General features: G+C 67.6%; 15 protein-coding genes. 10 read left to right on the top strand and 5 right to left on the bottom strand.

Going from position 1 to position 14,580, the window contains the following annotated elements; all coding sequences use genetic code 11:
- Positions 1–30: 30 nt before the first annotated feature.
- Both DVK03_RS17505 and DVK03_RS17500 read right to left on the bottom strand, forming a co-directional pair.
- A complete protein-coding gene (locus DVK03_RS17505; RefSeq protein ID WP_115803737.1) occupies positions 31–906 on the bottom strand; it encodes an amidohydrolase family protein in 876 nt (291 codons plus the stop codon).
- 511 nt (positions 907–1,417) lie between these two features.
- A complete protein-coding gene (locus DVK03_RS17500) occupies positions 1,418–2,023 on the bottom strand; it encodes a bifunctional 2-polyprenyl-6-hydroxyphenol methylase/3-demethylubiquinol 3-O-methyltransferase UbiG (protein ID WP_006600952.1) in 606 nt (201 codons plus the stop codon).
- 102 nt (positions 2,024–2,125) lie between these two features.
- On the opposite strand from DVK03_RS17500, the gene DVK03_RS17495 reads away from it, so the two are divergent.
- Together DVK03_RS17495 and DVK03_RS17490 are read left to right on the top strand one after the other, a co-directional pair.
- Positions 2,126–2,527 carry a rhodanese-like domain-containing protein gene (locus DVK03_RS17495; RefSeq protein WP_115803736.1) on the top strand — a complete coding sequence of 134 codons (402 nt, stop codon included), beginning with the start codon at positions 2,126–2,128 and terminating at the stop codon, positions 2,525–2,527.
- 109 nt (positions 2,528–2,636) lie between these two features.
- Positions 2,637–3,104, top strand: a complete 468-nt coding sequence (locus DVK03_RS17490; protein WP_004064439.1) for a peptidylprolyl isomerase — start codon at positions 2,637–2,639, stop codon at positions 3,102–3,104.
- A 51-nt stretch (positions 3,105–3,155) separates the two neighbouring features.
- Here DVK03_RS17490 and DVK03_RS17485 read toward each other — a convergent pair whose 3' ends face one another.
- From DVK03_RS17485 to DVK03_RS17475, 3 genes are all read right to left on the bottom strand, one after another.
- Positions 3,156–3,932, bottom strand: a complete 777-nt coding sequence (locus tag DVK03_RS17485; protein ID WP_115803735.1) for a hypothetical protein — start codon at positions 3,930–3,932, stop codon at positions 3,156–3,158.
- Between the two features lie 82 nt (positions 3,933–4,014).
- Positions 4,015–5,154 carry a hypothetical protein gene (locus DVK03_RS17480; RefSeq protein WP_115803734.1) on the bottom strand — a complete coding sequence of 380 codons (1,140 nt, stop codon included), beginning with the start codon at positions 5,152–5,154 and terminating at the stop codon, positions 4,015–4,017.
- Positions 5,155–5,278: 124 nt separating this feature from the next.
- Positions 5,279–5,962: a hypothetical protein gene (locus DVK03_RS17475; protein ID WP_115803733.1), complete on the bottom strand. Its 684-nt coding sequence runs from the start codon at positions 5,960–5,962 to the stop codon at positions 5,279–5,281.
- Positions 5,963–6,088: 126 nt separating this feature from the next.
- On the opposite strand from DVK03_RS17475, the gene DVK03_RS17470 reads away from it, so the two are divergent.
- From DVK03_RS17470 to DVK03_RS17435, 8 genes are all read left to right on the top strand, one after another.
- Positions 6,089–6,961, top strand: coding sequence for a universal stress protein (locus tag DVK03_RS17470; RefSeq protein WP_115803732.1), 873 nt, complete (start codon positions 6,089–6,091; stop codon positions 6,959–6,961).
- A gap of 148 nt (positions 6,962–7,109) precedes the next feature.
- Entirely contained in the window at positions 7,110–7,748 is a 639-nt protein-coding gene (locus tag DVK03_RS17465; protein ID WP_004064449.1) for a helix-turn-helix domain-containing protein, read from the top strand.
- Between the two features lie 262 nt (positions 7,749–8,010).
- Positions 8,011–9,249 carry an ABC transporter substrate-binding protein gene (locus tag DVK03_RS17460; protein ID WP_115803731.1) on the top strand — a complete coding sequence of 413 codons (1,239 nt, stop codon included), beginning with the start codon at positions 8,011–8,013 and terminating at the stop codon, positions 9,247–9,249.
- On the top strand, positions 9,246–10,175 hold the full coding sequence (locus tag DVK03_RS17455) for a carbohydrate ABC transporter permease (RefSeq protein WP_004040846.1): 930 nt from the start codon (positions 9,246–9,248) through the stop codon (positions 10,173–10,175). Before DVK03_RS17460 ends, DVK03_RS17455 begins: the two co-directional genes overlap by 4 nt.
- A 1-nt stretch (position 10,176) precedes the next feature.
- A complete protein-coding gene (locus DVK03_RS17450; RefSeq protein ID WP_115803730.1) occupies positions 10,177–11,043 on the top strand; it encodes a carbohydrate ABC transporter permease in 867 nt (288 codons plus the stop codon).
- Entirely contained in the window at positions 11,043–12,194 is a 1,152-nt protein-coding gene (locus tag DVK03_RS17445) for an ABC transporter ATP-binding protein (RefSeq protein ID WP_115803729.1), read from the top strand. The genes DVK03_RS17450 and DVK03_RS17445 overlap by 1 nt, the downstream gene beginning before the upstream one ends.
- Positions 12,191–13,459, top strand: a complete 1,269-nt coding sequence (locus DVK03_RS17440; protein ID WP_115803728.1) for a CaiB/BaiF CoA-transferase family protein — start codon at positions 12,191–12,193, stop codon at positions 13,457–13,459. Before DVK03_RS17445 ends, DVK03_RS17440 begins: the two co-directional genes overlap by 4 nt.
- A complete protein-coding gene (locus DVK03_RS17435) occupies positions 13,460–14,551 on the top strand; it encodes a LeuA family protein (RefSeq protein WP_115803727.1) in 1,092 nt (363 codons plus the stop codon).
- The last annotated feature ends 29 nt before the right edge of the window (positions 14,552–14,580 follow it).

Below are 14,580 nucleotides of genomic sequence, written 5' to 3'. Positions count from 1 at the left end.
CCAGTTCTGCCTCGCCTCGTCGTCCTCCTCTCAGTCGAGGCCGAGGAACCGTTCCGCGTTCTCCCAGAGGAGTTTTCGCTTCACCTCCTCGGAGGCGTCGAAGTGCTCCTCGAAGGACTCGAACCACCGCCCCGGCCGAATCATCGGGTAATCGGTGCCGAACATCACCTTGTCCTGCAAGACGGTCTTGGCGTAGTGGAGCACCTGCTCGTCGATGTACTTCGGGAGCCACCCCGAGAGGTCCATGTAGACGTTGCCCTTCTGCTGGCAGATGGCGAGTTGCTCTTTTTCCCACGGGTACGCCGGGTGGGCGATGAGAATCTGGAGGTCCGGGTGCTCGGCGGCCACGTCGTCGATGAGCATCGGGTCGCCGTACTTGATTTTCAGGCCGCGGCCGCCGGGCGAGCACGCCCCGAGCGTGGAGTTCCCGCCGTGGAAGACGACCGGCACGCCGAGGTCCTCGATGGCGTCGAACAGCGCCCTGTGTTCGTCGTCGCTCGGGTCGAACCCCTGTGCGATTTGCTGGAACTTGAACCCCGAGAGACCGAGGTCCTCGACGCATCGGACCGCCTCCTCGACGCAGTCGTCTTTCAGCGGGTCCACGCTCCCGAAGCCGACGAAGAACTCCGGGTGCGCGTCTCTGACCTCGGCCACGTAGTCGTTCGGAACCGGCGGGTTTCCGGTGTTCGTCTCGGCGTCCCACCCGAGGAGCACCGCCCGCCCGATGTTGTGCTCGCGGTACTCGGCTATCATCTCCTCGTAGCTCCACGTCTCCATCTCCGCGCCGAACCTGTTCGCCGCGTCCTGCATCATCTCCCCGCCGGCGTCTTCGAGGAACTCCGCGGTCGGCTGATGGGCGTGCGTGTCGATGATGCGCGGCTCGTCGAGCCAATCCAACACGGTCATTCGTGTATGACCGTCTCCGAGCGATAAAAATTGAACGGACGGAGCCGACCGAATGATGGCGCGGCGGCGTTGGCGTACCGCCACGGGAGGCGATTCGACGCGCAACCCAATCAGTCACCGGCCAATCCGGTTAGGGTCGCTGCTCAGTCCCGCCCCGACTCGAAGAAGCTTTCGTCGTAGGAACCCGGCTGTGATACTGGTTCACTGCGGTGCCGATACGGCTGGCGAGGGGAGAGTAATTTAACATACGATTTCTATCATATTGCGGACAAAGAGTTGGAGTCGAAGCCCGGATTCGTTTTGACAACTCATATCAATAAATTTTCAAACTTCCAAACGTTGTAACTCTACTCTGGGTTGTCTTTTAAGACACATTAGATACGTCTCTCACCCGGATTTATGTGGGGGATCTCTGTCTGATGGATTTAGAAACAACATATAGTTTTTCTTGTCATCTCGGTACAACAGCGGATTCTCCCCAGATCACGCTGCACATATTTTATCAGAATTATTATATATAAACTCTGCTCCGCGGGTACGACTGCGCCCCTCCCCGCGTGTTCCGCGCGATAATCGTCGCCGTCGCGGACTGCCGGTCGTCGCGCGGTTCGGTCGATTCGTCGTAGTACAGCACCGTGAGGTCGAGGCAGGCGCGGAGCAGTTCGTTCGAGTCGAAGCGGTATCTGTCGGTGCTCGGCCCCACCGTCGCGGGCGGGTCGGCCCGCAGGTGGTGCTGGTAGAACAGGACGCCGCCGGGCTTCAGCGCCGCCTTGATGTCGGCGAGGCGGTCCAGCGTCCGGAAGTAGCTGATGGTGACGAGGTCGTACGTCGACTCGGGGAACTCGTAGGTTGTCGCGTCGGCCCGAATCGTCTCCACGCGGTCGGTGAATCCGCGGGCCCGGGCGCGCTCGTCGATGATGCTCAACCCCTCGCTCGACTGGTCGAGCGCGTCGACTCGGTAGCCGTTTGCGGCGAGAAACAGCGCGTTACGGCCGCTGCCGGCCGCCACGTCGAGCGCGCGGCCGTCTGGCAGTTCGTCGAGGTACGCCCGCAGCACCGGCGACGGCTCCGGGTCGGTCGGATACGTTCCGGTCCGGTAGCGTTCGTCCCACTCCATACGGGCGCTACGCGGACCGCCGTGTTCAAGCTACGGCGTCGGTCTCGGCGGGTGGGACGCGGAAGCGCCAGCGCTTTCCGCGCCAGCGACGTGGAGAGACCTGTGCCCACGATTCGTCCCGACGAGCTTGACGCCCGCCTCGACGACGGGGACGACCTGTTCATCCTCGATATCCGACCGGCGTCGAACTACCGGCGCGGCGCAATCGACGGGAGTCACGTGAGCGACGCGAACGGACCCGCCGGGAGCCGAAACGTCCCCGTCTACGACGACCTCCGGTCGGGCGACGACGCCTCGCTTCGAGGTCGGCTAGACGAGATTCCGCGGGACTGCGACGTGGTCGTCGTCTGCAAGATGGGCATCGTCGCCAAGCGGGCGACGAGTCTCCTCCGCGAGGAGGGGTACGACGCGGTGACGCTCGCGGGCGGGATGAGCGGGTGGAACGGCTACCAGCGCGGGTCGCTGGGCTACAAACTCCGGTCGCTCGTCTGGCGACTGTTCTGAGGCGCTCCGGTGGCGCGCCGAGAGTACGAGCGCGCCTCGTTCTGACAACCAGATTACATACTCGTCGGCAGTGCGGTCACTTATCCGTCTCCGGCAGCGAGTACGGGGTATGACGATTGAAACCGGCGACTCCGTTTCGCTCGAATACGTCGGAACGCTCCCTGACGGCACGGTTTTCGACACGTCGCGTCAGGACGTGGCCGAGGCAGAGGGTCTCGCGGAGGCCCAGCCCGACCGCGACTACGAGCCGCTCGCGGTCGAGGTCGGCGCGGGAACCGTCATCGAGGGACTCGACGAGGCGCTCGTCGGCATGTCCGTCGGCGACGAGGAGAGCATCGAAATCCCGCCGGAGAAGGCCTACGGCGAGTACGACGAGGACCTCGTCCGCGAGCACGAGACCGAACAGCTCCGCGAAGTGCTCGGTGACGAGCCCGAGGAGGGCCTGTACGTCCAGACCCAGCAGGGCGGCCTCGGCGAAATCGTCCACGCCGACGACGACGTGGTCCGCATCGACTTCAACCACGAACTCGCGGGCGAGACGCTCGTCTTCGACGTCGAAATCCTCGACGCGAACTGAACTGACCTGAACCGCGCCGCAGTCTCGCGGTTCGACCCCGCTTTTCTCTCGCTACTCGCGCCACCACGCGATAGCGTACACCGCGCCCCCGACGAGAATCAGGACCGCGCCGACGCCCGCGACGCCGAGGCCGACGACGAACGCGGCCCCGAAGCCGAAGTCGTCGACGTGCGTGTAGGCGGTGATGCTGTAACGCGTGCCCTCTTTTTCGACGAGCGCCGGGAGGCGGTCCACGAAGGCGTCGTTCATCCGCGGCCGGTAGCCGAGGTCCCCGTCCGAGGAGTTCCGGAGGATGCTGTCGACCGTCCCCCTGGCCGCCGGCGAGAGGTTCGCGTAGCTGTACGCGCTCCGCTCGACGGTGGTGTTCGCAACACGCTGGAGCGTGGCGTTTCGCGCCGTGACGACCGAGCCGTTCTCTCGCACGCGAAGCCGGTAGTACTGCTCGCGCTCGCCGTAGGCGTCGTGGACGTACGTGTTGTTCCGCGCGATGGCGCGGAGGTCGACTTGCGCGCCGGCCGCCGTCGTCCGGGCGGTCCCGTTCCGCATCGCCGCCTCCAGCGTCCCGCGGGTCTCGTTCGGCGCGCGGTACTCGCCGGCCGAGTACCGCTGGCTCACCTGATGTACCGAAATCGAGACCGAACGGCCGTGCCGGTTGACGATGGTCTCGATGTCCGACTGGTTCGCAAGCGAGACCGTCTCGGCCCGGTACGAGTTCGAGACTTTCGGCGGCGGCGATGTCGCGTCCGCGAGCGCGGGTAGGTACACCGGCGCGGGGAGGCAGACGAGACCGACGACCGCGAGAAGGAGAGCGAGTTTCCGGAGACGCATTACCGGGAGTTCCGCCGAGTCGGGTAAGTGCTTTTTGTCGCCGTCGGGCGTCCGGTCTCGCCGCCGCGGCCCCGGGCGACGCTCAGTCGTCCAGCGGCGGATTCGCGTCGAGGCAGTCAGCGACCCGCTCGCGCTCCTCGCGGGCGTCGGCTAACTCCTCTTCGACGACGCCCCGCTGGAGTCGCTCACGCTGGTCTTCGGTGAGTTCCGCGCGGGCGACCGCGGCGTCGCGGAGGCGGTCGTACGACTCCTCGTACGTCAGTTCGTGGACCTCCCGGGCGCGGGCGACCGTCTCGTCGGCGGCGAACCGACTCACGACGGCGACGAGTTCTTTCGTCCGCCAGCGGAGTTCAGCGGCGGGGTCCGGCGGCCACGAGACGGTCAGCGGGTCGGCGTCGAGCGTCTCCAGAAACCGTTTGTTCGTCCCGACGGCCGCGGCGAATCGCTTCGGGTCGTCCACGTAGTGGTCGAGTTTCGACCGCGAGTAGCCGGCGTACTCGACGAGCGTGGGTATCGTCTCGTCCCCGATGGCGGCTGTTTCGAGGTACTCGCGCAGTCGCTCGGGGGGACTGGGCGTCCCGACCAGCGGGTACGACTCGGCGGCCGCCAGCCACGCGAGCACCTCGCGGGCCGATGACTTGGCGCGGAACCGGTCGAACGCCTCGGTCACGGCGTCGTCGTACCGCTCGATGGGGTCGCGGAGTTCGTCCACCGGCGCGTCGATGTCGGCCTCACCGAGTTCCCGCACGCGTTCGAGGCGGTCGATTCGCGCGTCGAGTTCGTCCGCGCGCTCCCGCAGTCGCCGGCGGGCGCTCCGATAGTCGTCTCTCGCCTCGTCCAGTTCGTCGAGGAGCGCCGCCTCCTCGCGGGCTGGGTCCAGTTCGCGTCTGGCCTGCTCGAAGTCGGACGCCGACAGCGACGAGGTGATGCCGGTCGTGAGCGACTCGTTGGCGTCGATGAAGGCGTCGCTGTGGCGCACGTCGGCGGGGACCTCCTCCAGCCGGTCCGACAGCGCCTCGCGGAACTCGACGTAGCCTTCGAGGTCGTCGGTCGCCCGCTCCTCGTAGCGGTCGAGAATCCCCGTCACGTCGCGGACGGCGGACGCGAGCGTCCGAAGCTCCTCGCGGCCGATGTCGTCGACCGCCTCGCGTCGGCCGCGGAGGGTGTCGGCCGCCGTTCGGAGCGCCGCCACGTCGTCGGCGGCGAGCGCGGCGTCAGTCACGCTGCGCCACCTCGGGCGGGCATCCCGGTCGCGGAATCAGTGTCATGCCCGACGAGTCGGTGCGCGAGGTTGAAAAGTTGATGACCGAGGACGGCGGTGCGACGGCCGCGGAGCCGACAGACCGTCAACGACGCTTCCGGTCGGTCGCCACGTCGAACGCGGCGGCGACCGCGACTGCGAGCACGCAGAGCGCGACCGACGGCGACAGGGAGAACAGGCCGGCCACGCCGGGGAACGTCGCGACCGCGAGGAGCGAGACGGCGTAGTAGACGCCGGCGGCCGCGGCCGACGTGCGGGCCGGCGCGGCGCGCAGTCGGGGGAGCGCGAGCATCGCACAGAGCGCGACGCCGCCGGCGACGACGACAGAGCCGAGGAAGCCCGCTCCGGCGAGGTCGGCGCGCGCGCCGAGGAACGTCCCGAGGCCGAGCGTCGCGTTCAGATAGGCCGCCCGGCGGACGAGAAAACCGTAGCCCGCGTCGGGGCCGAGACCGATTTCGTTGTCTTCGATTCGGTGCCACGGCGCGCCGACCGAGACGGCGTCCAACCGGAGCGCGCCGATGGCGAGACAGGCGACCGCCAGCGAGACGACGGCCGCGGTCGTGACCGCCACCGGGGTCGAGACGGTCATGAAGGCGACCCAGAGCATCGGCAGCGCCAGAAGCAGGTGCTGTCCGAGCCCGAAGTAGACCGTCGCGTCGAGCCACGCGTCGACCCCGGTCTCGTCGTCGTCGCGCTGCTGGCGTCGGTGCCGCCGGTTGCGTCGCGGCCGCGTTTCGCCGCCCCGAGGTGACTCATCCGTCGGTGCCATCACCGTTCGGTTGTCACTGCCGTCTGATAACTGTGTGGCGCGCCGATGGTCGTGACGCCGGCGGCGGGCGGTCCGCGAACGCCGCCCGGCGAAAGGACTTACCCGCGACCGGGTGTATGACAAGCCATGTACGAGCGCATCCTCCTGCCCGTCGACGAGAGCACGTCGTCGAGCGCGGTTCTCCACCACGCCAGCGAACTCGCCCACTGGGACGACGCGGAGATACGGCTACTCTTCGTCGCCGACACGACCCGCGACAGCGTCACCGTCGTCGAGAACGACGTGGTCGACGCGCTCGAACGCGAGGGCGAGAGCGTCGTCGAGGAGGCGGCGGAGACGCTCCAGAACCTCGGCGTCGATTACTCGACCGACGTGGTACAAGGCAACCCCGCACCGACCATCGTCGAGTACGCCGAGGAGTACGACTACGACCTCGTCGTGATGCCGACCCACGGTCGGGAGGGTATCTCGCGACAGCTTCGCGGGAGCGTCACGGAGAAGGTCGTCCGCCTGTCGGACCGGCCGGTGCTCACCGCCCGCATGAAGCCCGACGAGGAGCTGACGTTCCCCTACGACCGCATCCTCATCCCGACCGACGGGAGTCGCTCGACGAAGCGGGCGACGAGCCACGGGCTCGCGCTCGCCGCCGAACTCGACGCGACGGTCCACGTCCTCTCGGTCGTCGACGACTCCGCGCTCGGGTTCGACGTGCGGTCGATGCTCTCCGGCGAGGAGAGCGAGCGCGGCGCGAACGAGGCGATTTCGAAGGTCGTCGAGGAGGCGAACGAACACGGCGTCACGAAGCTCGCGGAAACCATCGAACACGGCTCGCCGAGCGAGGCGATTCGGGAGTACGTCGAAGGTAACGACATCCACGCCGTCGTCATGGGGACGACCGGGCGGAGCGGCGTCGACAGAATTCTCCTCGGGAGCGTCGCCGAGCGGACGGTTCGGAGCGCCCCGGTTCCCGTCATCACGGTGTCGCCCGACGAGGAGTGACCCGCGCGGGTCGCGGACGCCGGGGCGTCCGCCTCGGGATTCGGGATACAGCTATTATCCGCGGGCGACGTATCGGCGTGGTAGCCGTGGTCGAACAGGACCGTCTCGGACGCCCGTCCAGCCCCGACAGCCGGAGGTCTCGATAGCGATGCTTCGCGCGACCATCCTCCTCGAACTGAACGAGGATTACGTGCTGTCGCACGTGAGCGACCTCGTCGACGGGCCGGTCGTCGTGACGAACTGCGAGGTGCTCGGCGAGACGGACATCCGCTTCGTCGTCGACGCCGGGGAGCACCGCGACGAGATGGCCGACCGGCTCGCCGCCAGCGAGGTCGTCAGCGACCTCGAACTCGTCGGCGACGACCAACTGCTCATCACCAAGCGGTCGTCCGGCGCGCTCCCCGTCATCCGAGAGAACCACGGGATGCTCCAGCGGATGAGCCAGTTCTACGGTCGCTCGCGCGTCTTCGACGTGGTCGTGTTCCGGCGGGCGGACCTCAAGGCTATCATCTCGGGCCTCCGGTCGCTCGGGACCGTCGAACTCCGGCGGCTGAAACCCTTCGTCGGCCCCTCGACGCGGCTCTCGAAGCGGCAGGCCGAGGTCGTCGGCTACGCGCTCGAACGCGGCTACTACGACTGGCCGCGGGGCGTCACGGTCGAGGAAATCGCGGCGGCGTTCGAGGTGAGCAGACCGACCGTGTTGGAACACCTCCGACGGGCCGAAAAGAAACTCCTCAGCGACGCGCTCGCCGACGCGACGACGCCCGCGAACCCCGACAGCACCTGACCGCGACCGGACCGGCTCGGCCCCCGGCGCACGCTGCGCTCCGAATTTTAAGCGCCTAGTACACCTGAAACACGTCACCAGATATCCGGAAACCGATATAAAGAGCCAACAGGGGTAGGCACTACTCCCGTGGCCTCTACCGGTGTACGTATTGTTTGCAATTACCATGATAGATGGGAATTACTCTCGTGGTGGAGACGGGCGGAAAACGCGCGGGTCGTCGCGCCGGACGTTCCTCGCGGCGGTCGGGAGCGCGGCGGCGGTGACGACGGCTGGCTGTCTCGGCGGCAGCGGTGGCGGCGGCTCCAACGAGCCGATTCGATACCTCTCGGACCGTGGCGACTCGAAGGACGTGATGGACGAAATCATCGCCGAGTTCGAGGAGGAGACCGACCACACGGTCGAGATGATTTACACGGCGAAGGGAACCTCCTCGGACGCCGAGATGCAGAAGATGGTCGCCGCGGGCAACCCGCCGGACCTGCTTTTCGACACCTCGACGGACGCGTATCGACTTCAGCGCGACGGCGTCCTCGCGCCGGTCACGGGGGCCGTCCAAGATAACGACCTCCCTGACCCGGTCACCGTCGGCGGCGAGTCGTACTTCGCGGCCGCGATGGTCGAACCGCTCATGGGCTGGTACCGAAACGACGTGTACTCGGAGCTGCCCGCGTCGTGGAGCGAGTGGGTCGAGGCCGCCGGCGAGGTGTCGGCCAACGAGTCGATGGAGGGTTACGTCGTCCAGTCGGGGCAGACGAACAACGCCGACACCCAGATGACGCAGTACCTCTGGCAGAACGACGTTGAGATTTACGGCGGCCCCTCCGACGGCATCGAGGTCAGACTCGACGACGACGACAACCGACAGGCGGCCGTCGAGACGTTCGAGTGGGTCCAGTCGATGGCCGAGCACTCGCCGAACGGCTCGGGGTGGGCGTGGGGCGACGCCATCGGCGCGCTCCAACAGGAGAACGCCGCGGCCATCGCCAGCGTCGGCGGCCTCCCCATCCTCACGATTCAGGCCAACCGGCCCGACCTCGTCGAGAACCTCAGTCCGATGCCGTTCCCCGTGCCGAGCGGGGCGGCGCAGGACAAGTGGTGGGCGTACATGGAGGGCCACCTCGTCCGCAACGACGGCCAGAACACCGAGGGCGCGCAGGCGTTCGTTGACTTCTTCACGAGTTCGTCGCGCTTCTTCGACTTCGTGCTCTCCGCGCCGCTGTTCCAGTTCCCGCCGACGCGGGAGCAACTCGACGCGCCCGAGGTGACCGAAAACGAGGTCATCCAACAGCACCCCGACGTGATGAATCTCGTCCGCGACAACTGGGACGCCTTCACGAGCGTCCTCGCAACGGGCGACGACGGCGCGCCGAACATCGTCGCGGCCGACGCGTACAGCGAACAGCTCTTCGGACAGGCTGCGGACCAGTTTCTCGTCGGCGGGCTCACACCCGACGAGACGGTCGACTGGCTGGCCGAGCAACTCCGCGGGTTGCAATGAGTACGGCCCTCAAATCGCGGTTGGAAGCCGCCGGGTCGGCCCTCCGAGAGCGCGACGTGGACGGCACGACGCTCCTGTTGGCGGCGTGTTTCGTCCCGATGCTCGCGTTCTTCGTCGTGGTATGGGTCATCCCCATCGTCTACGCGCTCGGGATGAGCCTGTTCGCGTCGCCGGTGCGGAGCCCCGAGTTCGTCGGCCTCGGCAACTACGCCGAACTCCTCGGTAACGGCGCGTTCTGGGGCTTCCTCTGGAACAGCGTCGTCTACGCGGTGGCGACGACGGGGCTGAGCCTCGTCATCGGGCTGGGGCTCGCGCTCGTCATCAATCAGCGCATCCGCGGCGGCGACGCCCTGCGGACGCTGATGATTTTCCCGTACCTCCTGCCGACGCTCGTTGTCATCTTCATGTGGAAGTTCATCCTCGACCCCAACATCGGGATTCTGAACCAGTTCCTCGTCGACGCCGGGCTCATCGACAAACCCATCGCGTTCTTCTCGACCCTGGAGTTCGCCATGCCGGCGGTCGTCGTCACGAGCGTCTGGAAGTTCGCCAGCTTCGCCTTCTTCATCCTGCTCGCGCGCTTGCAGGCCATCGACCCCGACCTCTACGAGCGGGCGCGGGTCGAGGGCGCGACGACGTGGCAGGCGTTCCGCGACATCACCTTCCCGCACCTCCGCGGCGCGATTCTCATCATCCTCCTCGTCAGGGGCATCTGGATGTTCAACAAGTTCGACATCATCTACCTCTCGACCCGCGGCGGCCCGCTCCAGCAGACGACGACGCTCCCGATTCGCGTCTACCAACTCGCGTTCAGCGAGGTGAACTTCGGCATGGCGACGGCGCTCGCCGGCGTCATGTTCTTCCTCCTCGCCGGCGTCGCAGTGGTCTACTTCCGGGCGTTCGCCCCCGAAAAGGAGGTGGCGTGAGATGGCGACGTCCTCCGGTCGCGGCCTCGTCTCCCACGACACCCAGAAACGCCTCCAGCGAATCACCGTCTACCTGACGGCGCTTCTCATCTCGGTGTTCACCATCATCCCGGTGTACGTGATGGTGGTCATCGCCATCCAGTCGCCGGCGACGACGTTCGCCGGCGGGCGGGTGAACCTGCTGCCCACCGAGCCGTCGCTCCGGAACTTCCTCGTGCTTCTCGGGTCGACCGACACGGTTCGGTACTTCGTCAACAGCCTCGTCGTCACCCTCGGGTCGACCGTCCTCTCGACGACCATCGCGGTCGCTGCGGGCTACGGCCTGACGCGCTTCGACTTCACCGGGAAGTCGCTGGCGGCGCGGGCGGTGCTGTTCTCGTACATGTTCAGCCCCATCGTCCTCGCCATCCCGCTGTACGTCGTCTTCTCGACGCTCGGCCTGCTCAACAGCCACTTCGCGCTCACCCTCGCGCTGACGGCCATCTCCGCGCCGTTCTGCATCTGGCTGATGTGGCAGTACTTCCAGACCGTCCCCATCGCGCTCGAAGAGTCCGCGTGGGTCCGCGGCGCGAGTCGCTGGCGCACCGTCAGAGACGTGGTCCTGCCGGTCGCCCGGCCCGGCTACATCTCCGCGGCCATCTTCGCGTTCGCCGTCGCGTGGAACGACTTCACCATGGCGCGCGTCGTGATGAGCCGCGACGAAATGTACACCATCACCGTCGGCGCGTCGCTGTTCTTGGACCGCGTCAGCATTGGCTGGGGCGAGACGATGGCCGTCTCGCTTCTCATCTCGATTCCGCCGTTCCTCATCGCACTGTTCCTGCAACGATACCTCCTCCAGGGCTTCAGCGTTGGAGGCCTCGAATAATGGCAACCAGCATCCACCTCGACACCGTCAGAAAGGAGTTTCGCACCCTCGGAAACACGCACGTCGCCGTCGACGACCTCAGCCTCGACATCCCCGAAGGCTCGTTTACGACCTTCGTCGGCCCCTCGGGCTGCGGGAAGACGACGACCCTGCGCATGTTGGCCGGGTTGGAGACGCCCACCTCGGGCACCGTCTCGTTCGGCGACGAGGACGTGACCGACCTCCCGCCACAGGAGCGCAACGTCTCGATGGTGTTCCAGTCCATCGCGCTCTACCCGCACATGTCCGTCCGCGAGAACATCGGCTACGGCCTGAAGATTCACGGCGTTCCGAAGGCCGAACGCGACGAGCGCATCGACGAGGCCGCCGAAGTCCTCCAAATCGAGGCGCAGTTGGAGAAGATGCCCGCCGAACTCTCCGGCGGCCAACAACAGCGCGTCGCCCTCGGCGGCGCGTTCGTGCAGGACCCCGACGTGCTGCTTCTGGACGAGCCGATGTCCGACCTCGACGCGAAGCTCAAATCCGACCTCCGCGTCGAGATTCAGCGACTCCACCAGGAACTCGACACGACCGTCGTCTACGTCACTCACGACCAGACCGAGGCGATGACGATGAGCGACCAGGTGGTCCTCCTGCGCGACGGCGAACTCGCGCAGGTCGACCCGCCGAAACAGCTGTTCGACTACCCGAACTCGGAGTACGTCGCGCAGTTCATCGGCATGCCCTCGACCAACGTCGTCGACTGCGCGGTCGAGTCGGGAGACGGCGGAACCGTGCTCGTCGGCCCCGGGTTCGAGCTTTCGCTTCCGGTCGGCGTCGACGCCCCGACCGCCGGCCGCGTCAGGCTCGGCATCAGGCCGCAGTATCTCGACGTGGGCTCTGCCGGGGCGTGTCGGTTCTCGGTCGACGTGGAGGTCGTCGAGACGCTCGGGACCGAGTCCGTGGTCCACGGCCGCCTCGAAGACGGCACCCCCTTCGACGTGGTGAGCGACGCCGTCGACGACGCGGTGGCGGGCGACCGACTCGACGTGTCGTTCGACCTCGAAGACGCGTTCGTCTTCGGTGAGGACGGCGAGACCATACTCTTCGGCTCCGAACGCGCCAGTGAGCGCTCGTCGTCGCCGGCGGGCGCGGGAGGCGTCACTCCATGAGCGGCGATAGCGCCGAGCGCGCCGAGAGCACCGAGAGCACCGAGACTGCCGCGGACGCGACCGGCTCTGTGACCGCCTCGGCGTCGTCCGGCCTCCCACTCGACGGCGTGCGCGTCCTCGAACTCGGCCACATCATCGCCGGGCCGTTCTGCTCGATGCTCCTCGCCGACCTCGGCGCGGACGTCATCAAGGTCGAACACCCGGAGGGCGGCGACCTCATCCGCGGGTCGTCGCCGGTCGGAAACAGCTCGTTCAACTACGTCAACCGGGACAAGCGGAGCCTCACGCTCGACCTCAAGTCCGACGCGGCGCTCGACGCGTTCTTCGACCTGCTCGACGAGACCGACGTGGTCGTCGAGAACTACGCGCCGGGGACCGCCGAGCGACTCGGCATCGGCTACGAGCAGTTGCGAGAGACGCATCCGGGCCTCGTCTACTGCTCCATCAAGGGGTTCAACCCCGGCCCCTACGAGTCGTACCCCGCGCTCGACCCCATCGCCGAGGCGCTGTCCGGGCTGATGAGCGTCACCGGTCACGAGGGGATGCCCCCGGTCCGGTCGGGCACGAGCATCGCAGACATGGCCGCGTCGTTCTACGGCGCGATAGCGGTCCTCGGGGCGCTCTACCGCCGCGACCGGACCGGCGAGGGGTCGAAGGTGACCGCGCCGCTGTTCGAGTCCACCGTCTCGATGATGGGCTACTGGCTCGCGTACACCGAGGCCTACGACGACGTGCCGGGGCCGATGGGCGCGTCACACCCCAACTGGGCACCCTACGACGTGTTCGAGACGGCCGACGACGAGTGGGTGTTCATCGGCCCCTCCGGCGAGCGCCAGTGGACCGCGCTCTGCGAGGCGCTCGGCCTCGACCTCCACGAGGACGACCGGTTCGCCACGCTCCCGGACCGCCGGGAGAACCTCGACGAACTCATGGACCTGCTCCGCGCCGAGTGCGAGACGCTCCCCGCCGCCGACCTCGTCGCCGGGCTGCGCGAGGTCGGCGTCCCCGTCGCCAAGGTGAACTCGATGGACGAGGTCGCGGAGGACCCCCACCTGCGGGCGACCGACTTCTTCACCGAGGTCGAGACCGCCGAGGGAACGTCGCGGTCGGTCAGCGTCCCGCGGTTCCCCGTCGTCGCCAGCGGCTTCGACCGCCCCGACTCGACCGACCCGCCGAAGCTCGGCGAGCACACCGAGGCCATCCTCTCGTCGCTCGGCTACGACGACGCCGACATCGACGCGCTTCGGCGCGCGGGAGGGGTCTGAGTGGCCGCCACGGTGCCGGTCCTCCTCGACGTGACCTGCCGCGAGGGCGAGCAGCGCCCCGGGGCGTCCTACACGACGGGACAGAAAGCCGCGGCCGTCCGCGCCCTCGACGACCTCGGCGTCGACTACGTGCAGGTCGGCTTCCCCATCGCGGGCGCACAGACCGGCGAGGTCTGCGACGCGGTCGACGTGGAGACGAAACTGACGGGCATCGCCCGGGCCGTCCCGAAGGACGTCGAGGCCGCGGTCGACGCCGGCGTCGACGTCATCGACGTGTTCGCGCCGACCAGCGAGCGACAGCGGACCGAACTGCTCGGGAAGGACGCGGACGAGTTGCGCTCGCTCGTCGGTGAGACGGTCGATTCCGCGACCGAGACCGGGCTGGAAGTCCACTTCACCGCGATGGACGGCTTCCGGACCGACCCCGCGTTCCTCGATAACCTGTTCGACTCGATAGACGCGACGTACCTCACTATCGCGGACACCGTGGGCTCGAAGACGCCGTTCGAGGTGTCGTCGTTCCTCCACGACCTCGACACCGACCCGACCCGCCTCGGCGTCCACTTCCACGACGACCTCGGGGTCGCCACGGCCAACGCGCTCACCGCGGTCGCCCACGACGTGCAGAAGGTGGACGTGTCGGTCGCCGGCATCGGCGAGCGCGCCGGAAACGTCCCCGTCGAGGAGTTCGTCGTCGCGGCCGAGACGAGCCGCGCCGTGAACCGCCCCGCGCTCGACCCCTCGACGCTCATCCCCCGGGCGAACGACGTGTTGACGGCGCTCGACGAGTCGGTGCCGGCGGAGAAATCGGTGCTCGGCGCGGACGTGTTCTCCCACGAGTCCGGCCTCCACACGGCGGCGATGCTCGACGACCCGGCGACGTTCGAGCCGTTCGACCCGGCCGTCTTCGGCGGGTCGCGGACGCTCTACTTCGGCCCGCAGAGCGGGACCGGCGCGGCCCGGCGGCTCTTGGAGCGCGCCGGCGACGACGACCCCGACGAATCGCGGGTCGCGGCGCTCGTCGAGACGCTGCGGTCGCTGGACGAACCGGTGCCGACCGACGAGGCGCTGGACATCGCCCGGGGGCTCTGAGCCGTCGGCCCGAGGCCGGGCTGGCCGAC

Source organism: Haloferax sp. Atlit-109R (assembly GCF_003665865.1).
In the GTDB taxonomy this organism is placed as follows: domain Archaea; phylum Halobacteriota; class Halobacteria; order Halobacteriales; family Haloferacaceae; genus Haloferax; species Haloferax volcanii.
Note: the sequence above shows the minus strand (reverse complement) of the source record. Positions and strands in the feature narration are given on the sequence as shown.

Excerpts from the sequence above, each read along its gene's own strand:
- DVK03_RS17440 (WP_115803728.1), top strand. The coding sequence starts at position 12,191 with ATGAGCGGCGATAGCGCCGAGCGCGCCGAGAGCACCGAGAGCACCGAG.
- DVK03_RS17450 (WP_115803730.1), top strand. The coding sequence starts at position 10,177 with ATGGCGACGTCCTCCGGTCGCGGCCTCGTCTCCCACGACACCCAGAAA.
- DVK03_RS17445 (WP_115803729.1), top strand. The coding sequence starts at position 11,043 with ATGGCAACCAGCATCCACCTCGACACCGTCAGAAAGGAGTTTCGCACC.
- DVK03_RS17500 (WP_006600952.1), bottom strand. The coding sequence starts at position 2,023 with ATGGAGTGGGACGAACGCTACCGGACCGGAACGTATCCGACCGACCCG.
- DVK03_RS17470 (WP_115803732.1), top strand. The coding sequence starts at position 6,089 with ATGTACGAGCGCATCCTCCTGCCCGTCGACGAGAGCACGTCGTCGAGC.
- DVK03_RS17455 (WP_004040846.1), top strand. The coding sequence starts at position 9,246 with ATGAGTACGGCCCTCAAATCGCGGTTGGAAGCCGCCGGGTCGGCCCTC.
- DVK03_RS17490 (WP_004064439.1), top strand. The coding sequence starts at position 2,637 with ATGACGATTGAAACCGGCGACTCCGTTTCGCTCGAATACGTCGGAACG.
- DVK03_RS17475 (WP_115803733.1), bottom strand. The coding sequence starts at position 5,962 with ATGGCACCGACGGATGAGTCACCTCGGGGCGGCGAAACGCGGCCGCGA.
- DVK03_RS17485 (WP_115803735.1), bottom strand. The coding sequence starts at position 3,932 with ATGCGTCTCCGGAAACTCGCTCTCCTTCTCGCGGTCGTCGGTCTCGTC.
- DVK03_RS17465 (WP_004064449.1), top strand. The coding sequence starts at position 7,110 with ATGCTTCGCGCGACCATCCTCCTCGAACTGAACGAGGATTACGTGCTG.
- DVK03_RS17505 (WP_115803737.1), bottom strand. The coding sequence starts at position 906 with ATGACCGTGTTGGATTGGCTCGACGAGCCGCGCATCATCGACACGCAC.